Origin of the sequence: Flavobacterium sp. N2550 (assembly GCF_025947265.1) — a bacterium.
Taxonomy (GTDB): Bacteria; Bacteroidota; Bacteroidia; order Flavobacteriales; family Flavobacteriaceae; genus Flavobacterium; species Flavobacterium endophyticum.
This window is the reverse complement of record NZ_CP110007.1, coordinates 1,235,823-1,260,911: the sequence shown is the minus strand read 5'-3', so window position 1 is coordinate 1,260,911 and position 25,089 is coordinate 1,235,823. Positions and strand designations below refer to the sequence as shown.

Sequence of the window (25,089 nt, the reverse complement as noted above, 5' to 3'; positions counted from 1 at the left end):
AGAGGAAATTGATTTTTAAAACTACTTAGGAATGTTAATTAATAAGATTTGGAAAGGAGAGTTTATTCCAAAAAAAAGTCCCTCGACTAAGAGAGACTTTTCAGTGCGGGTAATAGGACTCGAACCTACACACCTTGCGGCACCAGATCCTAAGTCTGGCGTGTCTACCAATTTCACCATACCCGCAGTAGACCTTTGATTTTGACTATTGTCTCAATCGAGGTGCAAATATAGTCATAGTTTTGAACTTTCAAATAAAAAATTAAAAAAAATTAAAATATTCTTTTTCGTATTTTTGGCAGACAACATATCAATTTACCATTCATGGATACTATAAAAGACTACGTTCAAAAAAACAAAGAACGTTTCCTCAACGAACTTATTGATTTACTGAAGATTCCATCTGTCAGCGCTGATTCTGCCTATTCTCAAGATGTTATTGACACAGCAAATGCTGTTAAAGCAAGCTTAGAAAAAGCGGGCTGTGATTTTGTCGAAATTTGCGATACTCCAGGCTATCCTATTGTATATGGAGAGAAAATAATCGATAAAAACCTGCCTACGGTTCTAGTTTATGGACATTATGACGTACAGCCGCCAGATCCGTTGGATTTGTGGACATCGCCTCCTTTTGAGCCTGTAATCAAAAAAACGGACCTGCATCCTGACGGTGCTATCTTTGCCCGCGGAGCATGCGATGATAAAGGACAGATGTACATGCACGTGAAGGCTTTGGAATACATGGTACAAACGAATAACCTTCCTTGCAATGTGAAATTCATGATCGAAGGTGAAGAAGAAGTCGGCTCTGCCAGCTTGAGCTGGTTTGTAGAAAGAAACCAAGAGAAATTAAAAAATGATGTCATCTTGATTTCTGATACGGGAATGATCTCAAATACACAGCCGTCAATCACAACAGGATTACGCGGACTAAGCTATGTAGAAGTGGAAGTTACGGGACCGAACCGCGACTTGCATTCTGGCTTATATGGCGGTGCTGTTGCCAACCCGATAAACGTTTTGGCCAAAATGATTGCTTCGCTTCATGACGAAAACAACCATATCACCATTCCAGGATTTTACGACAAAGTAGAAGAACTTTCTGATGCTGAAAGAGCTGAAATGGCGAAAGCACCATTTTCTTTAGAAGCTTACAAAAAGGCCTTAGACCTAAACGATATCTATGGCGAAAAAGGCTATACTACCAACGAAAGAAACTCTATCCGCCCAACCTTAGACGTTAACGGAATCTGGGGCGGTTATACGGGTGAAGGCGCTAAAACGGTTATTGCAAGCAAAGCGTATGCGAAAATCTCGATGCGTTTAGTTCCGAATCAAGACTGGCATGAGATTACAGAATTGTTTACAAAACATTTTGAAAGCATTGCTCCAAGCGGCGTTACCGTAAAAGTAAAACCGCATCATGGAGGACAAGGCTATGTCACTCCAATTGACAGTATTGGTTACCAAGCCGCTGCCAAAGCCTATAATGAAAGCTTTGGAGTACAGCCGATTCCGGTTCGTTCTGGAGGAAGTATTCCTATCGTAGCATTGTTTGAAAAAGAATTAAAGAGCAAGACTATCTTGATGGGGTTTGGTTTAGACAGCGATGCTATCCACTCGCCTAACGAACATTTCGGAGTTTTCAATTACTTAAAGGGAATCGAAACTATTCCGTTGTTTTATAAATATTTTGTGGAGCTTTTTAAAGTTAAATAATGAAAAAGGCTTTTATTGTATTTGCTTTGACCTTCAACTTATTGAGTATTGAAAGTAAAGCGCAAACCACAACAGTAAATGCAAACCAGCTGGAGCCAAGTATTGACGACGTATACGATGTCGTAGAACAATCTCCTGAATTCCCTGGAGGCATTAATAAGTTTGGGCAATTTGTCTATACTAATTTTCGCTTTCCGGAAGGAATCACGGAAAATATCCGTATAAATGTCACTTTTGTGGTCGAAAGAGACGGAACTTTAAGCAATATTAAACTCCTGAAAGATCCAGGCTATGGCGTTGCTGACGAAGTAGTACGAGTCTTGAGCAAATTGCCAAAATGGAAGCCTGGTTATCAAAAAGGAAAACCTGTCAAAACTCTTTATCATTTTCCGGTGACATTACGTTTCGAATAAATTCATACAAATCCGTTCCTTATCGAACGGATTTTTTTATTTCAAAAAAAATATCGCTCTACACTTGTAGAATTAAATTTTATTTCTACATTTGTAGAGTCAATTCTAATTTCGTAGAATGAAATTTATAAAAACAGTATCTAAGTCTTGACAGAAAATGAAATGCACTGGTTTTATAATGGCGACTTGGAAATTTTATGACGAAAGCGGCCAACTTATAGGCATCAGAAAGTATGAAAACGTGCTATACTTAATGAAACAGAAATAAAACAATAAAAAATGCAACTATCCAATTCAGAAGAACAGTTAATGCAACACCTGTGGAAGCTTGAAAAGGCTTTCATGAAAGATTTACTGGAATGCTATCCAAAGCCAAAACCAGCAACCACAACTGTGGCTACACTGTTGAAAAGAATGATTGACAAAAAATTTGTAACATATACTGAAATAGGCAACTCAAGAGAATATTATCCGCTAGTCAAAAAAACAGACTATTTCTCAAAACACGTGAACGGCTTGATCAAGAATTTCTTTAATAATTCAGCCTCACAATTTGCCTCATTTTTTACGACGGAAACCGATTTGACTAAAACTGAATTGGAAGAGCTTCAAAAGATTATCGACAAAGAAATCCAAAAAAAGAAAAAATGATCGACTTTTTAATCAAATCGACCATAAGCTTGACATTACTCTTAGGCTTATACCATCTTTTTCTAGAAAAGGAGAAGATGCATACCTTCAACAGATTTTATCTTTTATTCAGCCTATTGTTTTCTTTTGCTCTTCCTTTCATAACGATTGAAATAGCAGTCGAATCCATTTCAAAACCGTTACTTCTTCCAAATCCGATTCAGACAAAAAATGAAACTGTAACTATTACCAAACAAGAAGATGTAAATTATATTCCAATATTACTTTGGGGGTTATATACTGCGGTAACGATTTTCTTTATTGTTAGGTTTGGCAAAAACATACATGCCTTGCTTTCAAAAGTGAGAAAAAACAGGACGGTCTCTTTTTTCTATTCCACATTAGTATTGGTAAAAGAAAAGTCGCTACCTCATACTTTCCTGCAGTATATTTTCATAAATGGCGATGATTATAACAACCGAAACATACAAGAAGAATTATACACTCACGAATTGACTCATGTAAGGCAAAGACACAGCTATGATATCCTGTTCATTGAAATCATAAAGACAGTATTCTGGTTCAATCCTCTATTACTTCTTTATAAAAAAGCGATACAACTCAACCACGAATTTCTTGCAGATGAAAACGTGGTGAAATCTCATAAAAATGTTCCATTCTACCAAAACCTGCTCTTAGAAAAGGCATCGTGGAACAGCAACTTTTACTTGGCCAGTAACTTGAATTTTTCAGTAACAAAAAAACGATTAATTATGATGACAAAAACCACATCAAAATCAAGAGCATTGCTCAAAAAATTAGTGTTCTTGCCAGTCTTGGCTGGATTGATATTCCTTGTATGCTTAAAAACAACTGCTTCAGAAAAAGAACCCGAGGTTTGGATTAACGGAAAACAAGTCAATGAAAACGACATGAACAAGCCTATTAGCCATTGGCATAAAGATCAAACAAGCGAAGCTACTGAAGCTAGTTATTTTGCCGGTGTCAGGTTTATTATGTACAGAACAATGGTACGAACCAAAAATGGTTATGAGGGCAAAGACATTCTCTTTGACAAAGTATATGAAGAATTGACTCCAGAAGACAAAAAACGTTTTGAAATATGGTTAAGGGTTCCTAAAGCCAACGTAAAGAAGAATCCTACCCAAAAAGAATTTGAGGATTTTAAAGATTCTAAAAAATATGGGATTTGGTTAAATGACACTTATGTAAGTAATACCGAATTGAACAAATTTGACCGATCAGATATCGTTCATTTCTCGGGAAGTTTTGTCCATAAAAATGCACGAAGCCAACAACATCCGCAGCCTTATCAATTCCGCCTATATACAAATGATTATTTCGACAAGAAAGATATGGGAAAAACACCTAAATATCCCGGAGAGGCAATCACGATGGTTGAAGTGCAAAGCAAGCTTCAAAAGAAAGCAGGAATGGCAACGCCTCCAAAAATAAAAACAGGAAGCTAATTACCTTATAAATAGAGAACTATAATTTCCAACTAAATCCGCTAAATCAGCGGATTTTTTTATCTCTAAGCCAAAACATATCAACGTTTTATAACATTATTTAAAATTTGGCGTTACTTTTGTAGACATCATCATCAATCACATATTGGACACGTTTCAATATGCTAATCATCAATCATTATGTTAAAACACTTCTTCATTGTCTGCTCTGGAGTGGACAAAAAAATCATCGAAGGCTGTTCCAATGGCGAACAGAACAAGTATGCCGGAATCGGGGCAACCGTTTTTTTTACGGCAGTCATGGCGTTTATTGCCAGCAGCTATGCGCTTTATACCGTTTTTGATAACGTTTATGCTTCTGTCTTTTTTGGCCTGATCTGGGGCTTGCTTATCTTTAACCTAGACCGCTTTATCGTTTCGACTATCCGAAAAAGAGATAGTTTTTCAAATGAATTTATACAGGCGACTCCCAGGATTGCTCTAGCGATAATCATTGCAATCGTAATCTCAAAGCCTTTAGAGATTAAAATTTTTGAAAAGGAAATCGATACGGTATTGTTGAAAGAAAAAAATGCCATGGCACTCAACAACAAAAAAGAAGTCACCAATTATTTCAAATCCGATTTGGAGAAAAACAAAGCTTCGGTCGATAGCCTAAAATCTGAAATTGCAAAAAAAGAAAAAGAGGTCAATACGTTGTATGAAACATACATCGCCGAAGCCGAAGGAACTGCCGGAACTAAAAAACTCGGAAAAGGACCTGTTTTCAAAGAAAAGATTGCAAAGCACGATCTGGCAAAAACAGAACTCGATACTTTACGAAAAAACAATCTGGCGAAAATTGCGGCAACAGAAAAACTTTCTAAAAAACTCGAAGCCGATCAAGACAAAAAAGTAACCGAAACACAGCCTATCATTGATGGATTCGATGGATTGATGGCAAGAATCAACGCCTTGAACAAACTGCCTTGGTTGCCTTCTTTCTTTATCATGCTGTTGTTTCTAGCAATCGAAACCTCTCCGATTATTGCAAAATTATTGTCTCCTAAAGGCGAATATGACTTTAAGCTGGAAGATCTAGAAACGGCCCTGAAAGCAACAATCAATCAGGATAAATATCAAAGAGAACTGCTTGTAAAAACTAGCGCTCAGATGCATGACAAGGTGTATGAAGATATTGCTTCCGATAAAGAACTGTTTAACCTGCAGCGCAAGAAAGCCAAAGAATTATTGGAACTGCAAGCTCATAATTTCGTAGAAAAACAAAAGCGAACTTTTTAGTTAGAAAGACTAAAGTCTTAAAGTCATAAAGATTAGATACAATCAATAAAAAAGTCGAAGAACAGATGCTCTTCGACTTTTTAACTTTATGACTTTCGACTCAAAGACTACATATGGCTCAAGATTTCTTTTTTCAAAGTATCATATTCGCCTTGCATAATGAGTCCGTTGTCTAGCAGTTTTTTATAATTCTGTAATTTCTCAAACAATTCATCTTGAGATAATTCGCCTAACGTCTTTTCTTTTGTAGCTTCTGGTTTTTCATCCGGATATTGCTTTTCATCGCGATAACCCGACTGTGAAACTGGAATTATTTCCGCAAAATCGGTCACTTCTTCGGTTTCCATTTCTTCGATGACCTCCGGTTCTTCTACTTCTGCGAAAGTTTCAGGAATAATTGTTTCTTCCTCGAAAGCTTCAACCTTTGGTTCATTGGCAAAAGATTCAGCTATTGGAGCCGTGCCGTTTTTTAAGATGTCCAATTGCTCTTTGGCAAACGTATAAATCTTTCTAGCCTGTGTTTTAGGAATATAGTCGATCGAAATCGTCAGGTCTGTTTTAGTCGTAAACGAAAACTCAGAACCTAGAATATTCTCTTTCACAAAAGTGCCAGCAATATCATCCCACGTATAATCTGTAAAATCCATAGACAATCCTAAATTCTTAGGCTTGCAGATAATGATTCTCTTATTCGTCAGAACAATACTATCTGGAAAAACAGTGATAGCCGGTTTTTTCTGAACACCAATATAACCAATTTCCTCATTTTTCATGAGCAAATCTGTCAGTTTTGAAGTGATTTTTTCAATCGCTTTAGGATCTTGTTCTTCGTTTAAAAATTTTTTTATTTGTTCTTTCATCTTTCAGTTACGTTACTGTATTGGTAGACTTTTTATACAACAAAAGTAATACCTAATTTTTTAATTCAATAATTTCGGTTTGGATTTTCTTTGTTAAGCTTTTGAAAACCAAATCATAGGAATGGTCAATCAATTCTCTCACAAATTTATCAGAAACATCGCCATTCAATGAAACCGTATTCCAATGCACTTTGCTCATGTGGTAGCCTGGTTTTATATCATCAAACTCGGCACGAAGCTCTTCTGCGCGTTCCGGATCGCATTTTAAGTTGATGGACGGCGTTCCTTTTTCCCAGCCGCTTAAAGACGATAACGCAAACATTTTCCCTCCGATTTTAAACACCAAAGTATCTTCATCAAACGGAAAGTGTTCGGTTACTCCTTTTTTGGAAAGGCAGTATTCAAAATAAGCTTGTATATCCATTTATCTTATATTTTATACAGTACTGGCTTGCTCGGGCTCGCATCATTTTCAAAAGAAGCAATCTGGAGATTGAGCAAATAACTTCCGTCTTCTACCTCATCGCGAACGAAAATTAATTCTGTAATCGTCGCATCCAGCCTGGCATCGTCATTGAGTTCTTGGGTATTTTTTACGTTCCAAAAAGCTTTGTGTGCCAGCAATTTTCCTTGGTCTTTTTCTTTGTCGACGCTTGGCAAATCAATCAGCAAATGCTTGATTCCTTTTTCTCGGACAAAAACCGCCGCTTTTTCTTCAAGATAAGGCGGATTGGTATCGGAATATTTTTTAGAACGCTTTTCTTGCAAATTCGGCAATGTCCTGATAACGATGGCTTCTGGAAGTTTTCCGTCCAACGCTTTTTCAATTTGGCTTCTGGTTATGACTAAATCTTCGCCGCGGATTTCTGGCTCGACCGAAACGACTTCAGCCGTAAAGAAAAATGTCTTCAAATGCTGATTGATACTGTAGAATTCTGTGGTAATATGCCCCAGACATTCCGTATGCGTCCCGTGTCCGTGCGGATTAAAGAAAATATTATTAAAATTCGTGGAAGAACTTCCTTCCGAAACTTTTCCTACCCAATGGCCGAAACGAACGGGTTCGATTACCGGTTTTTCAATATACCAAGCAATCGGATTTTCATCTGTATTTGTCAACGGCAGTGAAATATCTATCGGCTTTGATAAATCTACTTCGAAATTTTGGTCTTTATGTTGGATTCTAGCTATCATTCAAAGCAAAATTTTGGTTGTTGCATTAGGTCTAGGCTTAGCATCTTATTGAAGAATTGGACCCGACTTGCCTTTAATTATCATCCAAATTTATCAAAAACAAATCACTTGCAATTCCATCTGCCAAAAACTTTCCTTTTGGAGTCGTCTTGAGGATTTTATTTTCAATAGAAAGCAGTCCGTCGGAAAGAAATTTCTCCGATTGCTTTTGCAGATAGTGCAGTTTGCTTTCTCCAAATTCTTTTTCAATCCGATCCAGCGAAACGCCCCAAATCGTGCGCAGTCCTGTCATAATATACTCGTTGTAGCGGTCTGTTTGCGATAAAATCTCGATTTCATTCGGCAGATTATTCGCTTCTATTTCTTTTAGATACAACGCATTGTTTGCCATATTCCAGCTTCTGGAAATGCCGTCATAACTATGGGCCGAAGGTCCGATGCCGATGTACTTTTTTCCCAGCCAATAGGCCGAGTTATTTTTAGAAAAATAATTTTCCTTTCCAAAATTAGACAATTCATAATGGATAAAACCGTTCTCTTGAAGCGTGTCAACCAAAATCATAAAATGCTCTTGAGCAACGTCGTCTTTTGGTTCCGAGATTTTTCCGGTTTGGATTAGTTTTTTCAGGGCTGTTTTTGGCTCTACTGTCAACGCATAGCTTGAAATATGTGGAACGCTGTAGCGTAACGCCGTCTCAATATTCTGTTTCCACATTTCATTAGTCATTCCTGGAATGCCATAAATCAGGTCGATAGAAATGTTGTCGAAATATCGCGTCGCGATTTCTAATGATTTCTTGGCTTCTTCTGCATTGTGCGCCCGATTCATCATTTTCAAATCTTCTTCAAAAAAAGATTGGATGCCGATGCTGAGACGATTGATTCGATTCTTCGAAAATTCGATTATTTGGTCTTCAGACAAATCATCTGGGTTGGCTTCTAATGTAATTTCTGGATTTTCTGCTACATTGAAATTCTCATATACTGCATCAATCAAAAATCGCAATTCCGAAATCGACAATACCGAAGGCGTTCCGCCTCCAAAATAAATCGTTTCCACAGTTTCATTCTCGAATTCTGATTTTCGCAAACGCATTTCTTTCGCCAAAGCCAGCACCATCTCGTCTTTCTTTTTCATGGAAGTCGAAAAGTGAAAGTCGCAGTAATGGCAGGCCTGCTTGCAAAAAGGTATGTGAATGTATATGCCGCTCATGTTTCGTCTTAAGCCTGATTTTCTCCTACGGAAAAACCGGCTATTTTTTTACTCTATCTTCATTTTGTTTCACAAAAGCATCCCAACCCGAATAGCTTTTTGTGCCTATTACTTTCCCTGAATTAAAAAAATGACATACTGCTGCGGCCAGTCCGTCTGTACTGTCTAGATTTTTAGGCAATTCTTTTAAGCCTAAAAGCTGCTGGAGCATTTTGGCCACCTGTTCCTTTGTGGCATTTCCGTTTCCGGTAATCGCCATCTTTATCTTTTTTGGCTCGTATTCGGTAATCGGAATCTGTCGCGAAAGTCCCGCTGCCATGGCAACGCCTTGTGCCCTGCCCAGCTTGAGCATCGACTGTACGTTTTTGCCAAAGAAAGGCGCTTCGATTGCAATTTCATCAGGATGATGGGTTTCTATCAATTCGATAGTCCGTTCAAAAATAACTTTCAGCTTGGTATAATGGTCGTCGTATTTGCTCAAGATCAATTCGTTCAGCTGGAGGAATTCCATCTTTTTGTTGATGACTTTTATCAATCCGAAACCCATAATGGTCGTTCCAGGGTCAATTCCTAATATGATACGTTCGTTTGCCAATTTTAATTTGTTATTTTGCCGAATGATTGCAATTCCTCACAAAGCTAAACAATTCCTAGTGTTTCTGACCAAACTTTTGATTGTTGGCGGCGCATTTTATTTTATATGGAATCAATTGGCTCATAACGAGCAATTGGACTGGCAGAAATTTCTGGATTTATTAGACCGCAAGAAATCGTTTTGGGGAATCTTATTCCTTTTGTCATTTAGTTTTTTTAATCGCTATTTTGAAATCTTGAAATGGCAAAACCTGGCTCAGGTTATCGAAAAAATTTCTATCGGCAAAGCAACAGAACAAGTTCTTAGTGCCTTGACAGCTTCTATTTTTACGCCAAACGGCATAGGCGAATACGGCGCCAAAACTTTATATTTTAAGAAGAAGGAGGCTAAGAAAGTCATCTTCCTGAACCTAATCTGCAACGGAATCCAGATGGTCTTGACGATTGTTTTTGGCACTCTAGGATTGCTTTATTTTAATTATAAACTTCCCATCGTTTCAACTAAAAACATCCTATTGCTGTTTGGCCTATTGGCTTTGATCTGCGGCCTGCTGTTCGGCTTGAAAAAAATTACCATCAAAGGGTATTCCTTAGCTCTTTTATTTGAAAAGATCAATGAAATCCCAAGACCGATTCATCAAAAAAATATAGTTTTAGCCATCTGCCGCTACCTGATTTTTTCACACCAATACTACTTTCTATTTCTAGCTTTTGATGTCGAATTGCCTTATTTTCTATTAATGGCAGCGATTACGAGCGTTTACTTTCTGGCTTCTTCACTGCCTACATTTCAGTTTTTAGATTTTGCTGTTAAAGGAAGCGTGGCCGTGTATTTCTTCGGATTGTTGGGCGTGAATGAATGGATTGTTATTTTTATTAGTACCTTGATGTGGTTTTTGAATGTAGTCCTTCCCGTTCTATTAGGAAGTTATTATGTTTTTAATTTTAAATCGAAATGGAAATCATAGCGTTTGTATTTTTCGGAATCGTCGGAATCTATTGTGTTTTTATTCTGTGGTTGGCCTACGGGTTTAGAAGAGTCACGGTTTCTAAAAATCAGGCTCCTGAGTCAAAGACCAATTTTTCCATCATCGTTCCTTTTCGAAATGAAGCCGATCGTCTTCCAGAACTGCTGCATTCTTTTACGCAGCTTAATTACCCGAGAGCCCAATTTGAAATTATCTTCGTCGATGATTCTTCTACAGACGATTCTGTTTCACTCATCCAAAACTTTCCGGCATTAAGCTTTCACTTCCAAATCATTGACAACATACGAAAATCCGGCTCGCCGAAAAAAGATGCCATTTCAACCGCTATAAATAGTATCGATAACGAATGGATCATTACGACCGATGCTGATTGTTTTGTGAATCCAGATTGGCTGACAGCTATCGACAGTTATATCCAGAATCATGAACCATCAATGATTGCCGGAGCTGTAGCTTTTAGCGCAGAAGATTCTTTTCTGCATCAGTTTCAGCAGATCGACCTCATGAGCCTGCGGGGAGCTACCATCGGAAGTTTCGGAATTGGGAAAGCGTTTATGTGCAATGGCGCAAATCTGGCATATAAGAAAGAATTATTTCTTGACCTAAATGGTTTTGACGGCAATAATGGCATTGCCAGCGGCGACGATGTGTTTTTGTTGCAGAAAGCCGTAGCAAAACATCCTGAGAAAGTACATTATCTGAAATCAGAAGCAAACATCGTGCTTACAAAACCCTTAGACGAATGGAAGTCTGTTTTTCACCAACGAGTACGCTGGGCTTCAAAAGCTTCTTCGTACCAAAGTCTTTTCGGAAAAATACTAGCTTTGGTTGTTTTTGGAGGCAATCTGGCTATTGTTTTAGGATTGTTGCTGACTTTGGCGCATCTCTTTTCATTTTGGACGTGGTACTTGCTGTTTGCGGTAAAAATATTCGTCGACTTTTCTCTATTATACCAAACCGGAAAGTTCTTACAACCAAAATCAGTCAAATTCTTTCTGATTAGCAATCTGGTCTATCCTTTCTTTAGCGTAGCTGTCGCTTTGTATTCTTTGTTTGGAAGGTATGAGTGGAAGGGAAGAAAATTCTAGGGTACTTATTCTACATTCAAGATTACCGGCAAGATAAATTGTGTTTTTACTGGAATTCCTCTTTTCAATGCTGGATTTATCTTTGGGAAGTCCGTCAGCCTAGCATGCAGGATGCTGTCGATTTTTATCTTATCATACGCTAAGCTATCCACAGGAAATTGCGGTTCAAATTCTAATCTGGAATCGGGATAAACCGTAACTTTGACTTGTATGGTATCAATCTGTGGATAAAGAATGGACAACGTGTCCAGATCCAATTTCTGCTGGATCGTAACGGTAAGGAAGTCAAAAAAGCATTGCTTTCGAGTCGCCTCATCTTTGATGGAGTCGCAGGTTGCCACTGACGGAAATTCGTCTACTTGGTTCCAATTAATTTTTTGGAGCTCCTGTTTGAGCAGTTCTTCTTCAGAAATCTCCTGTTTTTGAAGATTCTGGCAAGAAGCACATAAAAGCCCTAAAAAAAGAATTGCTGTGAGTTTTCTCATACTATGATTGGCAGGCATTTTGTAATATTACACATTTCAAAAATACTAAATTTAATTTATGGAATACTTTTTATTGATTGCCGGATTTATTTGCATGATTGGAGGAATTCTTGGCAGTTTCCTTCCCGTTCTTCCAGATGCGCCACTCTCGTGGATAGGACTGCTCCTGCTGTATTTCTGTGATGGAATTGAAACGGAATATTGGACATTAGGAATCACGCTTGTATTGGCAATCATTTCAGGTATTTTAGATTATGTAATTCCCGCAAAGGGAACAAAGCGGTTTGGCGGAAGTTCTTATGGAATCTGGGGAACCAACATTGGACTAGTCGTGGGACTGCTTGCCCCGATTCCGTTTGGCTTTATTATCGGTCCTTTTCTGGGCGCTTTTATAGGAGAAATGATGTATGACTCCAAAGATCATGCACGTGCGCTAAAAGCAGCTACAGGATCGTTTATAGGATTTCTGGCTTCTACTTTTATAAAGTTTGTTGTATGTATGGGCTTTTTGGGACTTTTTCTTTACAAAGTATGGCAGTATCGGGAAATCTGGTTTTAGTCGGTGCTGTTCCATTAGCAGCAGTTACACGAACTATCTAAATCAAAAAAGCCCTCCAAGTGAATGGAAAGCTTTTCATTGGTCTAACTACTAAACCTGGTACTTTCGTACCTAAACAACACAACTAATCTTAAAAACCTTTTTGGGCAAAAAAGCCTTTCTTTCGAAAGGCTTCTCCCAATTTAGCGGTCTGGACGGGACTCGAACCCGCGACCCCATGCGTGACAGGCATGTATTCTAACCAACTGAACTACCAAACCAGCGCTTAATTGCGAGTGCAAATATACCACAGTTTTTTACTTCTGCAAGCGTTTTCGCAAAAAAAATTAAACTTTTTTTTAAGAACTTATCCAAACATTTGTTTTTCAATCAAGTATGTTGTCAAGATTTTTTCGAGATTTTTGCCTGCCGCGACAGGAACATATTTGATTTTGTTTTGCGCGCAGGTCAACGATAGCTTCTTGAAATAGCTTTCGGCACGCTTTTCATATTCTTCTTTGATGTTATCAGCAAAAAGATTTACTTCTTCTCCCGATTCGAGATCGATAAATTTCCTCGGCGTATTGTCGAAATCAAAGTTTAATTCTGTTTTATTGTCAATGACATGAAAAAGGACGACTTTGTGCTTGTTGTGTTTTAGATGCTGCAAGGCATTCAGCAATGCTTCTTCGTTTCCAGGCTGGAACATATCCGTAAACAGAATAATCATCGAACGGCGGTGCATTTTTTCGGCAATCTGGTGCAGAAACGTAACCGTATCGGTATTTCTGGATTGTTTTGGTTCGGCCAGCAGATTCTCCAGCTTGTTCAAAATCATTCGGTGGTGGCGGTCACTGCCTTTTTCTGGAGCATAATATTCATACGTATCCGAATAGACGCTCAATCCCACAGCATCTCGCTGTTTCTTGAGCAGGTTCATTAATACAGCAGATGCCAAAACAGAAAAGCCTATTTTGCTTTCGTAAAACTGCTGGCCTTCGCTTAGTTTCGGATAATGCATCGAAGACGAATTGTCGATGATCAGATGACAGCGGAGATTGGTTTCTTCTTCAAAACGCTTGGTGTATAGCCTATCGGTTTTCGCAAAAAGCTTCCAGTCGATGTGTTTGGTGCTTTCGCCGGCATTATACACTTTATGCTCTGCAAATTCTGCAGAAAATCCATGAAACGGACTCTTATGCATTCCGGAAATAAATCCTTCGACGATTTGGTTGGCTAGCAATTCCAGATGCTGAAAGCTGGATATTTTTTCTATTTGCGATTCAATCTTCATACCTCAAATATATTGAAAGATTGATTGATTTAAAAATTAAAAAACGGTATTCTGCTTTCTGCTCTCCGTAGCAACTGCAGTTGACGCCTTGAAATGACTTCACTTTAACCTGTCAACTGTGGTTGACACCGCGAAGCAACCTTGCTTTAACCAATTCAATCTGTTTTTCAATGTTATAAATACAATCAATAAGGTAATTTTGAGATTATAATAATTTACGACACAAAAAAGACTTGACAGATGAACTGTCAAGTCTTTTTCTAACTAACCCTAGAAACATCTATTCTGTCTGCTTAAAGTCAAAGCTCAAATCCCCACCGTTATAATTTAAGGATACGTTTGTTGGATACGTCTGTGTTGCACCAGACACCCATCTGTATTCTAAAAATTTAATATTTCCAGCCGTGATAGGATAGGTTGCATTTGTATTGTCTGCTTTACTTCTTTTGTACCAATCATTAGAATTCATGGTTATCAAGTATTTCTTGTCTTTTTCTAAAGCCAAGTCAGAAATAGTTTTCGTAACAAGCACATCTGCTGTTGCCACATTCATGTTTTCTGATCTTAAAACCGCCTTGGTATCGTAATCCCAAATGGTTACTCTTACCTCAGGGTTTGCTTCTGGTAGCTTTAACGTTATCGCTTTAATAACCCCTTTGACGTTTGGAGAAAATGCTAGCCCAAACTCATAACTGCCTGCATTTATAAAATTGGAAGTTGTCGTAAACCCAGCCTGCTGATGGTAGGACTCTAATGGATTTTCAACCGCATAAGAAGGACCGCTGTCATCGCTACTGCAAGAAATGGCAAAAATGGCTAATAAAGCTCCCGATAAAATTTTAATCGTTTTCATGATGTAATTTTTTGTTGTTAATTCTTTTAATCATTTGGTTAGGACAAAGGTGCACTGATCATCAAGCTAAAAAAACCAGTAATAGACCAATAACATTTTAAATAGACCAATAAAATTTTTTCTGTTAAATGTTAATTTTTTACTTATATTTGAGTAAATGCTTAAAATATGGAAAAGCTCAAATGCATTATAGTCGATGATGATGAAATAGACAGACTTACTGTAGTTTCATTTGCAAAAAGATTTGAAAATCTTGCCATTGTTGGGGCTTTTGACAACGCAGAAGAAGCTCTTGATGCCATAGAAAACACTACAATAGATATTTTATTTCTAGATATCGACATGCCTGGCTTGAGCGGCGTGGAACTTCGAAAAAGAGCATCTGCGGTACCCGCTTGTATCTTTATAACTTCGCATCCTGAATTTGCTGTAGAAAGCTTTGAATTAGATACTCTCGACTTTATCGTAAAACCTCTGAAATTTGACCGTTTCGCCCAAACCATGAGGCGCATTGAAGAATTTTTGGAAATAAAACATAAAGCACTGCTTTTTGAATCCAGCATAGGTGGTGACGTAATTTATATAAAAGAAGGGCACGAGCAGACGAAAGTAAAGCTGCACGACATTTTATATCTTGAAGCTTTGAAAGATTATACGCTGATCATTACTTCTAAAAAAAGACATTGCGTATTGTCGAGTATCGGACTGCTTTTAAAGGAAGACCACTTCCAATCTTTTATCAGGGTCCACAGAAGCTTTGCCGTACAAAAACAGTTTATAGAAAAGATCAATCCTCAAGAAGTGCTTCTCAACAATGGCGCTATGATTCCTGTTGGAAGAAGCTTCAAAGAAAATATCAATATGCTCCTATTATGAAAAAAGCCATCTTCTTTTTAGCGCTATGCCTATTTTCAATAACAGTAAACGCCCAAAAACAGGGGCAGATGCTGATTGATTCTTTAGAAACTTCACTAAAGAGCACCAAAGACAAAAAGACGATTGTTATCATAAAAAACAAGCTCAGCCAAGAATACTCTAGGGTAGATCCTGAAAAAGGAAAATCGCTGGCTAAAAGTGCCATAGCAATGGCCCAAACGATCGATTTTAAAAACGGACTTGCCGAAGGCTATCGATGCTTAGGAATCAATACTACCGATTCGACGGCAATAAACTTTTACCGAAAAGGACTTGAAATTGCAAAAGAGACTAAAGACAAGCAGGTATTAAGCGTCTTGTACCGAAACATAGCAGTATATTACATTTACAGGAACGATTACAAAAACGGACTCGACTATAGTTTTAAATCCCTAAAATTAAGCGAAGAATTAAATAAACACGAAGAAATTGCAGGGACTTACATTAATATCGGATTCATCTACAACGACCTCAAAGACACGAAAAAAGCACTGGAATATTTCAAAAAAGCGTTGGAAATAAATAAAAAGTTCAACAATCCAACGATGAAGGCGGTAATCTTGGAGAACATAGGCGTTCTCTATAACAATCAAGAAAAAAATGAATTGGCCGTTTCCTATCTCAACCAAGCGCTGGCTATCAATAGAAAAAACAACAACCTGAATTTTGTCGCTACAAATCTGGGCACCTTAGGCAGCAGCTATCTCGAATTAAAAAAATATGACCTGGCAGAAAGCCATACCAAAGAAGCTTTAAAAATCAGCAAAGAATTAAAGATAAGCAGAATCATGTCGTATAACCTGCAAAATCTTTCCATTATCTACAGGTACAAATACAGCAATCCTAAAGCCAAGTCATTTTATAAAAACGAGACTGTATTAGACACTTCCTTACTGATGCTGAGAGAAGCTGTAAACTATGACAAAGAAAGCAATGACATCAAATCGCTATCGAAAGATTTTATGGAAATAGCAGAAATTTATGAAGAAAAAGGAGATTCAAAAAATGCATTGCTCTATTTCAAAGAATTCAACTCTTATAAAGATTCCATCTACCAAAGCACCACAAAAGAAACCGTAAAGAATCTGGAGGATCAGCGAACCATCGAGTTAAAAAACAAGGAAATCCAGCTCAATAAGCTGAAAATCGAAAACAAAGAAAGACAAAAATGGTATTTTATCTTAGGTATTATTTTACTGGGAACTATTGGGATTTTATTATTCTATCAAAGCAGAAACCGCAAAAGAATTAATGAAAAATTGCAGCTGCTAAACAATGAATTAGATCTGGCTAATAAGACCAAATCACGTTTTTTCAGCATCCTCAACCACGATCTACGAAGCCCTGTCGCCAGTCTCATTCACTTCCTGCACCTCCAAAAAGAAAATCCTGAACTGCTTGATACCGAGAGCAAAAAAAGGATGGAAGATAAAACGATCATGTCTGCCGAAAACCTATTAAATTCTATGGAAGACCTGCTTTTATGGAGTAAAGGACAGATGGAAAATTTTAAGCCTCAACCCAAAACAATTAGCGTTACTTCCTTGTTTGAAGACACTCAAAAGCATTTTTCAGGAGAAGCCATCCAGATGACATTCGAAAACCCAGAGAATATGATGCTGAATACAGACGAAAACTATCTGAAAACGATTATCAGGAACCTTACGGGAAATGCTATAAAAGCTTTGGCAAAAACAGAAAACGCTACCATTATATGGAAAGCATGGCAGGAAAACAACCAGAAATACCTTTCTGTTTCAGATAATGGACCAGGCGGCACCCAGGAACAGTTCAAGGCTTTATACGACGACAAAGAAGTTGTAGGAATCAAGACCGGATTAGGATTGCACCTCATCCGTGATCTGGCAAAAGCCATCGATTGTAGGATCGATATCAAGACACAGCCGGGAGAAGGCACCACTTTTATCTTGACCCTAAATTAAAAAACCCTTCCAAAGCAAGCTCTGGAAGGGCATATTAAGATATAATCTTTCGATTATAACAATGCGTCAATTGCGTCTGTGTAGTTTTGTTTTGGTGCAACACCAACTTGTCTTCCTACAACCTCACCATTTTGAAAAACCAATACTGTTGGAATATTTCTCACGCCATATTTTGCTGCAAATTCTTGGTTTGCATCCACGTCAACTTTTCCAACGACAGCTTTTCCACTATATTCAGTACTGATTTGGTCGATGATTGGACCTACCATTCTACAAGGTCCACACCATGCTGCCCAAAAATCTACTAAAACGGGTTTATCTGATTTCAATACAATTTCTTCGAAAGTTGCATCTGTTATTGCTTGTGCCATATTTTTTGTTCTTTAGTTTAACAGTACAAAATTAGTCATTTAATCTGTAATTTTTTGTTAATTGGAAATCACTTTTGATTATAAACGTATTAACAAATACTATCCGTGTATATTTCGCCTAATTCAGCTTGAATTTCAAATCTAAACTCTCCAATTCACGGAGCAATTCTCCCGAAATATTGACCTTCAATTTACGGCTTGGCATGGAAAGATAGGTAATCACTTTTGTTTCTTCAACAACTGTCGGAACAGCCAACTCCATTTCTTCTTCAAGATTTTCTTCATCTGAAGTTGCTTCAGGAGCTACTGCTTCAACTACAGCAGGAGCAATTTCTTTAGTGACTTTTTCTACTTCCATGACTTCAAAAGTCACGTTATTATCTCCGCTGTTCGCTTGAAAGATACGGCTTAGTTTCGTAATCATTTCTGACTGCAGCTCCTTTATGTTCATCGTAATAATCAGCTTTTTAGCAAAGCTTGCTAAAACATCTTGTAATTGCTTGGCTTCTAAAAACTGAATTCTTGCTTCCGATTTCTTTCCCGTATCTCTGTTTACCCAGCCTTCTTTTACACTCAATTTGAAATAAATAAATTGATTGTTGACCAAAAAGTGACGAAACTTTAGATATTCTTCATTGAACATTCTGAACTCGAAACTTTCGTCATAACCTTCAAGCGTAAACATTGCCCAGTCTTTTCCGTTTTTCGCAGTTCGGTATTGAACGTTCGTAATAATTCCGGCAATCGTCAAATTTTTTCCAACATGCATTTCTAAATTCTTCAATGCTTCCAGCTTCGCGTTGCAGAAATATTTCATCTCGAATTTAAAATCATCTAAAGGATGTCCAGAAATATAGATCCCGACGACTTCTTTTTCTTTAGCCAGTTTTTCCATCGTGCTCCAATCTTCGCAGGGCGGTACGACCGGCTCTGGAATCTGAACGTCGCTCGATTCGCCAAACAAGCTTACTTGAGACGAATTTTCGTTTTCTTGGAATTTAGAACCGTAGCGTACTGCTTTTTCTAAAAACGTAATTCCGTCGCCTTCATCATGGAAATATTGAGCGCGGTGTGCCGTAAAACAATCGAAACCTCCTGCCAAAGCCAAGTTCTCGAATGCTTTCTTATTTGCGGCACGCAGGTCAATGCGCTTTGCCAAATCAAAAATCGATTTGTATTTTGCTTCCTTTCTGTTTTCCACAATCGTTTGCACCGCTCCAGAACCGACTCCTTTAACTGCTCCCATTCCGAAACGTACAGCGTAATTTTCGTTTACCGTAAATTTATAGAACGACTCATTCACGTCAGGCCCGAGAACCTGCAGTCCCATTCGCTTACATTCTTCCATAAAAAACGAAACTTGCTTGATATCGTTCATGTTGTTCGAAAGTACCGCAGCCATATATTCGGCAGGATAATGCGCTTTTAAATAGGCTGTCTGGTAGGCAATCCAGGCATAGCAGGTCGAGTGCGACTTGTTGAATGCATATTGGGCAAATGCTTCCCAGTCTTTCCATATTTTTTCGAGCTTATCGGCAGCATGACCGTTTGCAACGGCCTGGTCGATAAACTTAGATTTCATCTTATCCAAGACATCTTTTTGCTTCTTACCCATCGCCTTACGCAAGACATCGGCATCACCTTTCGAGAAGCTTGCCAATTTTTGCGACAGCAACATTACTTGCTCTTGGTACACCGTAATTCCGTACGTATCTTTTAGATATTCTTCGCAAGCTTCAAGGTCATAGACAATTTCTTCTTCGCCATTTTTTCTTCGGACGAAACTCGGAATATATTCCAACGGACCTGGACGATACAAGGCATTCATCGCAATCAAATCTCCAAAAACCGTAGGTTTTAGGTCTTTCATATATTTCTGCATCCCGACAGACTCATATTGGAAAATCCCAACCGTTTCTCCTCTCTGGAAAAGCTCATACGTCTTGACATCATCAATAGGGAATGCATCAGGATCTAATTGGATTCCTGTTCTATATTTTACCAGCTTGACCGTATCTTTAATCAGCGTTAGGGTCTTCAGACCCAAGAAGTCCATTTTTAGCAATCCGGCGCTTTCTACGACCGAGTTGTCAAATTGCGTCACATACAAATCCGAATCCTTTGCCGTAGCTACAGGAACGAAATTCGTGATATCGTCTGGCGTAATAATCACACCGCAAGCATGGATACCTGTATTACGAAGGTTACCTTCTAACAGTTTTGCTTGGGTAATTGCTTCTCCGCCTAAATCGCCTGCATTAGCCAAAGCGATTAGCTCTTGAACCTTATCAAATTCTTCGGCTCGAAGGGCTTTTTTTAGCTGTTCATTATCGTAGGTAAAAATCTTGGCCAAATTCAAATTCATCGGAATGAGCTTGGCAATCTTGTCGGCTTCGAACAATGGCAGATCCAAAACACGAGCAGTATCCCTTATTGAAGATTTTGCCGCCATAGTACCATACGTTATGATCTGCGCTACCTGATTAGAACCATATTTTTTGATTACATAATCCATTACGCGACCGCGACCTTCATCATCAAAATCGATATCGATATCGGGCATGGACACACGATCTGGATTCAAGAAACGCTCAAAAAGCAAATCGTAGAGCATGGGGTCAATATTTGTAATTCCCAAACAATAGGCAACTACAGAACCCGCCGCAGAACCACGACCAGGACCAACGGAAACGTCTAAATTCCTAGCTTCGGCGATGAAATCCTGAACAATCAAAAAGTAACCGGGGTAGCCCGTTTTTTCAATAGTCTGCAATTCGAAATCCAATCGTTCTTGGATTTCTGGCGTAATTTCTTTGTATCTTCTTTTGGCGCCTTCGAAAGTAAGATGCTTTAAATATAAGTTTTCACCTCTTTTCCCTCCGTCTGCTTCATCTTCGGGAACAATAAACTGTTCTGGGATATCGAATTTTGGAAGCAATACTTCGCGTGCCAAGTCAAAGATTTCTATTTTTTCTACAATCTCTTGGACATTCGAAATTGCTTCTGGCAAATCAGAAAAGAGAGCTTTCATTTCGTCTCCAGACTTGAAATAATATTCTTTGTTTGGCATTCCGTAGCGATAGCCGCGACCACGGCCTACGGGCGTAGACTGCTTTTCTCCATCACGGACACACAAAAGAATATCATGGGCATTCGCGTCTTCTTTGTTTATATAGAAAATGTTATTCGTCGCAACTAGTTTCAAATCGTGTTTTCTCGCCAATGAAATAAGAGAAGTATTAACACGATTTTCATCTTCTTGGTTGTGGCGCATTAATTCGATGTAGCAATCTTCTCCGAATTCCTGTTTCCACCAAAGCAATGCTTCTTCTGCTTGGTTTTCGCCAATATTTAAAATCTTGTTGGGAATTTCTCCATAAAGGTTTCCCGACAAAACAATAATGTCTTCTTTGTATTTTTTAATGACTTCTTTGTCTATTCTTGGAACATAGTAAAATCCTTTAGTATAGGCGATGGAAGACATTTTGGCTAAATTGTGATAGCCGTTTTTATTTTTTGCCAACAAGACAATCTGATAACCATTGTCCTTTCTGGAACGGTCTAAATGGTCTTCGCAGACAAAAAATTCGCAACCGACAATGGGTTTCATCACAACTTCTGTCGGCTCTTCTCCATTATCGATCAGGGCTTGATTTTTTGTCTTGGCTGCTTTATTGTGATTTAGGACATCGCGCACAAAGTGAAAAGCACCCATCAAATTAGCATGGTCTGTCATGGCAACAGCGGGCATTTTATGCTTTGCCGCAGCTTTGACCAAATCTCCAATACTGATCGTTGATTGCAATACCGAAAACTGCGTGTGGTTGTGCAGATGTACAAAATCGACATCGGCTAAAGAAATATTGCTTTCTTCTGTCTGCTTTTTAGCGGTATCGTCGGTTGCTTTTTGCAATCGGGCACGAATCTCATCTGAAGCTTGTTTCAGATTGATATGCTTCAATCCGATAAGTTGGATTTCTTTCGGGTTGTTTTCGTTAAACTCCCTGAAATAATCCGCAGGAACATCAAGCTGTTCTTTCGTGAAAGCTTCGCGACGGATCAGCTCTAAAAAACAGCGGGTCGTCGCTTCAACGTCGGCAGTTGCGTTATGCGCTTCTGCAAAAGGCTGATTGAACAGAAACTGGTGTAGTTCTGTTAATGTTGGCAATTTGAATTTTCCACCCCTACCTCCAGGCAATTTTAAAAGCTCTGCCGTATATTCGGTACAGGTATCCAGCACTGGCATTTCGGCCATTTTGGAATCCACTCCAAATCTGTAAAACTCGCAACCCATAATATTCACGTCAAAACCGACATTCTGGCCAACGATGAATTTGGATTTTGAAAGCGCTATATTGAATTTTTCTAAAACTTCTGAAAGTGCTACGCCTTGCTCTGTAGCCAATTCGGTAGAAATTCCGTGAATCCTTTCGGCATCATAGGGAATATTAAAACCTTCTGGCCTTACCAAATAATCCTGACTTTCTATCAGATTCCCCATGGCATCGTGCAGCTGCCAAGCAATCTGAATACAGCGCGGCCAGTTATTTGTATCGGTTATAGGCGCGTCCCAACGTTTTGGCAATCCGGTTGTTTCTGTATCGAAAATTAAGTACATCGCTAATTAATAAGGTTTTATGTTTTTGAAAAATCAAAAAATGTAGTTTACAAAAATAAGCTTTTTTAAGCGAAAATATCTGTTTAAGTTATCAACAGAAATATAATATCTGAGTGCTTTTTGAGCATAAAAAAAGCTGCCATTCGGCAGCTTTTGATTCAATATATTGTAAGGCTTAGTAACCTCCTCTGTTTCCACCTCCACGGTTGTTTCCATATCCACCACCGCTATTGCGATCGTTTCCATAACCGCCACGGCTTCCACCACGAGAGTCACCACCACTACGGTTGTTGTTGAAACTTCTTCTTTCTCCTTCAGGTTTTGGCTCTGATTTGTTAACAACGATAGCACGTCCTTGAACAGTAGCACCGTTTAACTCATCAATTGCTTTTTGACCTTCTTCGTCATTTGGCATCTCTACGAAACCAAAGCCTTTACTTCTTCCAGTAAATTTATCTGTAATAATTTTTACAGAATCAACTGCACCATAAGCCTCAAAAGACTCTCTTAAATCTGCTTCCTCAATACTGAACGGAAGGCTTCCAACGAAAATATTCATATGTACGATAATTATAATTACAACAAATGTACTTTAAATTTTTCCGTAAAGCACTATATATTAGAATATTTTATCATTAAATCTTTTCATCAAAGAGATTGCTAGCAATGACGCCTGATTTAACTGCTTTTTTCGAAACTCGGTATTTGATAAAAACAAAAATCCCGACCATTTGGTCGGGATTTCTAATTTATTAAGATCAAACTGTTATTGAGCCGCTTGAATCGGAACTCTATAAAAATGTCCTTCTTGGTAATTTACAGATGGCGCTCCTATCGGATCAGCGATTGTTGATGGCGCATTAAAATAAAAAGTACCCGTTACAGTTCCTTCTGGGCTTGCTTCAATTTTAATCTGTCCATCTCCTATACCTGTTCCCGTTGAATAGGTAGAAGTAATTCCGTCAGCTTCAAAACTATAGGAAGCTTTGTTTGAATTATTTACACCCAAAGTATACGTTCCTGGTGCAGTCGAAGCCGTAATCAGGGTCAACGTTTCAAAAGGAGTGTATGCATTAATGGTCATAACGCCGCCAGTAATAGTTGCTGTCGAGCTAGATGCTCTCCACAAAACGTTGTCTTTTTTACCTTGAACGGATGGGTTATTAAAACTAGCATCATCTTCACAAGAAGCGAAAACGGCCACAAGCACTAAAAGCGATAAAATCTTTTTCATATATGGTTATGGATATGGGTAATCAAATTTTTACATCGACAAAAATAGTTTTTTATAGAATATATGCTAATGAATTTTGAAAAAATAACATCAAAATCGCAAAATAATACAATCATAAACTACAAAAAATGACAAAAATTGCACGCAGAATAGTTTGTATTACAAAGTTTTGTATATTTGCACCCTTAATTAACAGAGGTCGTGTACCTCAAAATTTAATCACTAGATTATGTCTGTAAAAATTAGATTACAAAGACACGGTAAAAAAGGAAAACCTTTTTACTGGGTTGTAGCGGCTGATGCTCGCTCAAAAAGAGATGGTAAATTCCTAGAAAAAATCGGAACTTACAATCCAAACACTAACCCTGCGACTATCGACTTGAACCTTGATAGTGCTGTTCAATGGTTGCACAATGGTGCTCAGCCAACTGATACAGCTAGAGCAATTCTTTCTTACAAAGGAGCTTTATTGAAACACCACCTTGATGGAGGAGTTCGTAAAGGTGCTTTGACTCAAGAGCAAGCTGATGAAAAATTAGCAAAATGGCTTGATGAGAAAGCTGGAAAAGTTAACGCTAAAAAAGAAGGTCTTTCTACTTCTAAAGCAGATGCAAAAGCGAAAGCTCTTGCTGCTGAGAAAAAAGTAAACGAGGATCGTATCGCTGCTGCTAAACAAGCTGAGCTAGATGCTGCTAAAGCTGATGAGCCTGCTGTTGAAGAAGAAGTTGCTGATGTTGAGGCTGAAGTTTCAACTGAAGAAGCTCCTGCTGCAGAAGAAAACAACGAAGAGACTCAAGCTTAATTTTGATGCGATAATGCGTAAAGAAGAGTGTTTCTATTTAGGTAAAATCGCGAAAAAATTTAGTTTTAAAGGTGAAGTCCTTGTCTATCTTGACACTGATGAGCCTGAGTTATACGAAAATTTGGAATCAGTGTTTGTCGAATGCGGCAAACACTTGGTTCCTTTTTTTATTGAAAACAGTTCGCTTCACAAAAACGACTTTCTCCGGGTTCGTTTTGAAGATGTAGCTACCGAAGAAGAAGCAGATGCTCTCATCGGGAATGCTGTTTACTTACCTTTAAACATGCTGCCGAAACTAGAAGGCAACAAGTTTTATTTCCATGAAGTCATTGGTTTTGAAGTAGAAGACAAGCGTTTAGGCGTAGTCGGAAAAATTCAATCCATAAATGATTCCACAGCCCAGCCTTTATTTGAAGTCTTGAATGGCGAAGCGGAAATCCTAATTCCGATGATTGATCATTTCTTGGTAAAAATTGACCGCGAAAACAAAAAAGTACTCATGGATCTTCCTGAAGGATTGATCGAGATGTATCTTTAGTCCATCTTTTTCTTTATTCTCTAATTT

At 38.3% G+C, this 25,089-nt stretch carries 24 protein-coding genes and 2 tRNA genes; 12 read left to right on the top strand and 14 right to left on the bottom strand.

The window, feature by feature from the left end; genetic code table 11:
• Window positions 1-104: 104 nt before the first annotated feature.
• Window positions 105-186: transfer RNA gene (locus tag OLM56_RS05475), tRNA-Leu, on the bottom strand.
• Window positions 187-324: 138 nt separating this feature from the next.
• On the opposite strand from OLM56_RS05475, the gene OLM56_RS05470 reads away from it, so the two are divergent.
• From OLM56_RS05470 to OLM56_RS05450, 5 genes are all read left to right on the top strand, one after another.
• Window positions 325-1,719, top strand: a complete 1,395-nt coding sequence (locus tag OLM56_RS05470) for a dipeptidase (RefSeq protein ID WP_121376029.1) — start codon at window positions 325-327, stop codon at window positions 1,717-1,719.
• Window positions 1,719-2,132 (top strand): energy transducer TonB, encoded by a 414-nt coding sequence (locus OLM56_RS05465; protein ID WP_264528600.1) that lies wholly within the window; start codon window positions 1,719-1,721, stop codon window positions 2,130-2,132. The genes OLM56_RS05470 and OLM56_RS05465 overlap by 1 nt, the downstream gene beginning before the upstream one ends.
• Before the next feature lie 279 nt (window positions 2,133-2,411).
• Entirely contained in the window at window positions 2,412-2,783 is a 372-nt protein-coding gene (locus tag OLM56_RS05460) for a BlaI/MecI/CopY family transcriptional regulator (RefSeq protein ID WP_264528599.1), read from the top strand.
• On the top strand, window positions 2,780-4,252 hold the full coding sequence (locus tag OLM56_RS05455) for a M56 family metallopeptidase (protein WP_264528598.1): 1,473 nt from the start codon (window positions 2,780-2,782) through the stop codon (window positions 4,250-4,252). Before OLM56_RS05460 ends, OLM56_RS05455 begins: the two co-directional genes overlap by 4 nt.
• 180 nt (window positions 4,253-4,432) lie before the next feature.
• Window positions 4,433-5,533, top strand: a complete 1,101-nt coding sequence (locus tag OLM56_RS05450; protein WP_264528597.1) for a DUF4407 domain-containing protein — start codon at window positions 4,433-4,435, stop codon at window positions 5,531-5,533.
• Between the two features lie 107 nt (window positions 5,534-5,640).
• Here OLM56_RS05450 and OLM56_RS05445 read toward each other — a convergent pair whose 3' ends face one another.
• The 5 genes from OLM56_RS05445 to ruvC form a co-directional block, all read right to left on the bottom strand.
• The gene (locus OLM56_RS05445; protein WP_264528596.1) at window positions 5,641-6,393 is read right to left on the bottom strand and encodes a PH domain-containing protein; all 753 of its coding nucleotides are present in this window, start codon (window positions 6,391-6,393) and stop codon (window positions 5,641-5,643) included.
• 52 nt (window positions 6,394-6,445) lie between these two features.
• Complete coding sequence (locus tag OLM56_RS05440; RefSeq protein ID WP_264528595.1) at window positions 6,446-6,817, bottom strand: MmcQ/YjbR family DNA-binding protein; 372 nt, start codon at window positions 6,815-6,817, stop codon at window positions 6,446-6,448.
• A gap of 5 nt (window positions 6,818-6,822) precedes the next feature.
• Entirely contained in the window at window positions 6,823-7,587 is a 765-nt protein-coding gene (locus tag OLM56_RS05435) for a cyclase family protein (RefSeq protein WP_264528594.1), read from the bottom strand.
• Window positions 7,588-7,660: 73 nt separating this feature from the next.
• Window positions 7,661-8,800, bottom strand: a complete 1,140-nt coding sequence (hemW, locus tag OLM56_RS05430) for a radical SAM family heme chaperone HemW (RefSeq protein ID WP_264528593.1) — start codon at window positions 8,798-8,800, stop codon at window positions 7,661-7,663.
• A 40-nt stretch (window positions 8,801-8,840) separates the two neighbouring features.
• Window positions 8,841-9,395: a crossover junction endodeoxyribonuclease RuvC gene (ruvC, locus tag OLM56_RS05425; protein WP_121376020.1), complete on the bottom strand. Its 555-nt coding sequence runs from the start codon at window positions 9,393-9,395 to the stop codon at window positions 8,841-8,843.
• A 22-nt stretch (window positions 9,396-9,417) separates the two neighbouring features.
• Here ruvC and OLM56_RS05420 point away from each other — a divergent pair, with 22 nt between their 5' ends.
• The gene (locus tag OLM56_RS05420) at window positions 9,418-10,362 is read left to right on the top strand and encodes a lysylphosphatidylglycerol synthase domain-containing protein (protein WP_264528592.1); all 945 of its coding nucleotides are present in this window, start codon (window positions 9,418-9,420) and stop codon (window positions 10,360-10,362) included.
• Complete coding sequence (locus OLM56_RS05415; RefSeq protein WP_264528591.1) at window positions 10,350-11,471, top strand: glycosyltransferase; 1,122 nt, start codon at window positions 10,350-10,352, stop codon at window positions 11,469-11,471. Before OLM56_RS05420 ends, OLM56_RS05415 begins: the two co-directional genes overlap by 13 nt.
• A 5-nt stretch (window positions 11,472-11,476) precedes the next feature.
• On the opposite strand, the gene OLM56_RS05410 is transcribed toward OLM56_RS05415, so the two are convergent.
• Window positions 11,477-11,956, bottom strand: coding sequence for a hypothetical protein (locus tag OLM56_RS05410; protein WP_121376273.1), 480 nt, complete (start codon window positions 11,954-11,956; stop codon window positions 11,477-11,479).
• 58 nt (window positions 11,957-12,014) lie between these two features.
• Here OLM56_RS05410 and OLM56_RS05405 point away from each other — a divergent pair, with 58 nt between their 5' ends.
• Window positions 12,015-12,515 carry a DUF456 domain-containing protein gene (locus OLM56_RS05405; protein ID WP_182493367.1) on the top strand — a complete coding sequence of 167 codons (501 nt, stop codon included), beginning with the start codon at window positions 12,015-12,017 and terminating at the stop codon, window positions 12,513-12,515.
• Between the two features lie 186 nt (window positions 12,516-12,701).
• Here OLM56_RS05405 and OLM56_RS05400 read toward each other — a convergent pair.
• The 3 genes from OLM56_RS05400 to OLM56_RS05390 all read right to left on the bottom strand — a co-directional run bounded on the left by OLM56_RS05400 (window position 12,702) and on the right by OLM56_RS05390 (window position 14,641).
• Window positions 12,702-12,775, bottom strand: a tRNA-Asp gene (locus OLM56_RS05400).
• Window positions 12,776-12,861: 86 nt separating this feature from the next.
• Window positions 12,862-13,788 (bottom strand): DUF58 domain-containing protein, encoded by a 927-nt coding sequence (locus tag OLM56_RS05395; RefSeq protein WP_264528590.1) that lies wholly within the window; start codon window positions 13,786-13,788, stop codon window positions 12,862-12,864.
• A 280-nt stretch (window positions 13,789-14,068) separates the two neighbouring features.
• Window positions 14,069-14,641: a DUF4082 domain-containing protein gene (locus OLM56_RS05390; RefSeq protein WP_264528589.1), complete on the bottom strand. Its 573-nt coding sequence runs from the start codon at window positions 14,639-14,641 to the stop codon at window positions 14,069-14,071.
• 168 nt (window positions 14,642-14,809) lie between these two features.
• Between OLM56_RS05390 and OLM56_RS05385 the strand changes: the two genes are divergently transcribed.
• Complete coding sequence (locus tag OLM56_RS05385; protein ID WP_121376014.1) at window positions 14,810-15,517, top strand: LytR/AlgR family response regulator transcription factor; 708 nt, start codon at window positions 14,810-14,812, stop codon at window positions 15,515-15,517.
• Entirely contained in the window at window positions 15,514-17,499 is a 1,986-nt protein-coding gene (locus tag OLM56_RS05380) for a tetratricopeptide repeat-containing sensor histidine kinase (protein ID WP_264528588.1), read from the top strand. Before OLM56_RS05385 ends, OLM56_RS05380 begins: the two co-directional genes overlap by 4 nt.
• 53 nt (window positions 17,500-17,552) lie before the next feature.
• Here the strand turns inward: OLM56_RS05380 and trxA are convergent, their stop codons facing one another.
• The 4 genes from trxA to OLM56_RS05360 all read right to left on the bottom strand — a co-directional run bounded on the left by trxA (window position 17,553) and on the right by OLM56_RS05360 (window position 23,722).
• Window positions 17,553-17,870: a thioredoxin gene (gene trxA / locus OLM56_RS05375; protein WP_121376012.1), complete on the bottom strand. Its 318-nt coding sequence runs from the start codon at window positions 17,868-17,870 to the stop codon at window positions 17,553-17,555.
• Window positions 17,871-17,988: 118 nt separating this feature from the next.
• Window positions 17,989-22,488 carry a DNA polymerase III subunit alpha gene (gene dnaE / locus OLM56_RS05370; protein WP_264528587.1) on the bottom strand — a complete coding sequence of 1,500 codons (4,500 nt, stop codon included), beginning with the start codon at window positions 22,486-22,488 and terminating at the stop codon, window positions 17,989-17,991.
• A gap of 175 nt (window positions 22,489-22,663) precedes the next feature.
• On the bottom strand, window positions 22,664-23,047 hold the full coding sequence (locus tag OLM56_RS05365; RefSeq protein ID WP_121376010.1) for an RNA recognition motif domain-containing protein: 384 nt from the start codon (window positions 23,045-23,047) through the stop codon (window positions 22,664-22,666).
• A 207-nt stretch (window positions 23,048-23,254) separates the two neighbouring features.
• On the bottom strand, window positions 23,255-23,722 hold the full coding sequence (locus OLM56_RS05360) for a DUF6252 family protein (protein WP_182493363.1): 468 nt from the start codon (window positions 23,720-23,722) through the stop codon (window positions 23,255-23,257).
• A gap of 229 nt (window positions 23,723-23,951) precedes the next feature.
• Between OLM56_RS05360 and OLM56_RS05355 the strand changes: the two genes are divergently transcribed.
• Together OLM56_RS05355 and rimM are read left to right on the top strand one after the other, a co-directional pair.
• Window positions 23,952-24,524, top strand: a complete 573-nt coding sequence (locus OLM56_RS05355; RefSeq protein ID WP_182493362.1) for a 30S ribosomal protein S16 — start codon at window positions 23,952-23,954, stop codon at window positions 24,522-24,524.
• A gap of 13 nt (window positions 24,525-24,537) precedes the next feature.
• Window positions 24,538-25,062 (top strand): ribosome maturation factor RimM, encoded by a 525-nt coding sequence (rimM, locus tag OLM56_RS05350; RefSeq protein ID WP_182493361.1) that lies wholly within the window; start codon window positions 24,538-24,540, stop codon window positions 25,060-25,062.
• Window positions 25,063-25,089: the final 27 nt, after the last annotated feature.

What these genes read in the sequence shown, in the direction of transcription:
- OLM56_RS05470 (WP_121376029.1), top strand. Translation starts at nt 325, where the DNA reads ATGGATACTATAAAAGACTACGTTCAAAAAAACAAAGAACGTTTCCTC.
- OLM56_RS05465 (WP_264528600.1), top strand. Translation starts at nt 1,719, where the DNA reads ATGAAAAAGGCTTTTATTGTATTTGCTTTGACCTTCAACTTATTGAGT.
- OLM56_RS05460 (WP_264528599.1), top strand. Translation starts at nt 2,412, where the DNA reads ATGCAACTATCCAATTCAGAAGAACAGTTAATGCAACACCTGTGGAAG.
- OLM56_RS05455 (WP_264528598.1), top strand. Translation starts at nt 2,780, where the DNA reads ATGATCGACTTTTTAATCAAATCGACCATAAGCTTGACATTACTCTTA.
- OLM56_RS05450 (WP_264528597.1), top strand. Translation starts at nt 4,433, where the DNA reads ATGTTAAAACACTTCTTCATTGTCTGCTCTGGAGTGGACAAAAAAATC.
- OLM56_RS05445 (WP_264528596.1), bottom strand. Translation starts at nt 6,393, where the DNA reads ATGAAAGAACAAATAAAAAAATTTTTAAACGAAGAACAAGATCCTAAA.
- OLM56_RS05440 (WP_264528595.1), bottom strand. Translation starts at nt 6,817, where the DNA reads ATGGATATACAAGCTTATTTTGAATACTGCCTTTCCAAAAAAGGAGTA.
- OLM56_RS05435 (WP_264528594.1), bottom strand. Translation starts at nt 7,587, where the DNA reads ATGATAGCTAGAATCCAACATAAAGACCAAAATTTCGAAGTAGATTTA.
- hemW (WP_264528593.1), bottom strand. Translation starts at nt 8,800, where the DNA reads ATGAGCGGCATATACATTCACATACCTTTTTGCAAGCAGGCCTGCCAT.
- OLM56_RS05420 (WP_264528592.1), top strand. Translation starts at nt 9,418, where the DNA reads ATGATTGCAATTCCTCACAAAGCTAAACAATTCCTAGTGTTTCTGACC.
- OLM56_RS05415 (WP_264528591.1), top strand. Translation starts at nt 10,350, where the DNA reads ATGGAAATCATAGCGTTTGTATTTTTCGGAATCGTCGGAATCTATTGT.
- OLM56_RS05410 (WP_121376273.1), bottom strand. Translation starts at nt 11,956, where the DNA reads ATGAGAAAACTCACAGCAATTCTTTTTTTAGGGCTTTTATGTGCTTCT.
- OLM56_RS05405 (WP_182493367.1), top strand. Translation starts at nt 12,015, where the DNA reads ATGGAATACTTTTTATTGATTGCCGGATTTATTTGCATGATTGGAGGA.
- OLM56_RS05395 (WP_264528590.1), bottom strand. Translation starts at nt 13,788, where the DNA reads ATGAAGATTGAATCGCAAATAGAAAAAATATCCAGCTTTCAGCATCTG.
- OLM56_RS05390 (WP_264528589.1), bottom strand. Translation starts at nt 14,641, where the DNA reads ATGAAAACGATTAAAATTTTATCGGGAGCTTTATTAGCCATTTTTGCC.
- OLM56_RS05385 (WP_121376014.1), top strand. Translation starts at nt 14,810, where the DNA reads ATGGAAAAGCTCAAATGCATTATAGTCGATGATGATGAAATAGACAGA.
- OLM56_RS05380 (WP_264528588.1), top strand. Translation starts at nt 15,514, where the DNA reads ATGAAAAAAGCCATCTTCTTTTTAGCGCTATGCCTATTTTCAATAACA.
- trxA (WP_121376012.1), bottom strand. Translation starts at nt 17,870, where the DNA reads ATGGCACAAGCAATAACAGATGCAACTTTCGAAGAAATTGTATTGAAA.
- dnaE (WP_264528587.1), bottom strand. Translation starts at nt 22,488, where the DNA reads ATGTACTTAATTTTCGATACAGAAACAACCGGATTGCCAAAACGTTGG.
- OLM56_RS05365 (WP_121376010.1), bottom strand. Translation starts at nt 23,047, where the DNA reads ATGAATATTTTCGTTGGAAGCCTTCCGTTCAGTATTGAGGAAGCAGAT.
- OLM56_RS05360 (WP_182493363.1), bottom strand. Translation starts at nt 23,722, where the DNA reads ATGAAAAAGATTTTATCGCTTTTAGTGCTTGTGGCCGTTTTCGCTTCT.
- OLM56_RS05355 (WP_182493362.1), top strand. Translation starts at nt 23,952, where the DNA reads ATGTCTGTAAAAATTAGATTACAAAGACACGGTAAAAAAGGAAAACCT.
- rimM (WP_182493361.1), top strand. Translation starts at nt 24,538, where the DNA reads ATGCGTAAAGAAGAGTGTTTCTATTTAGGTAAAATCGCGAAAAAATTT.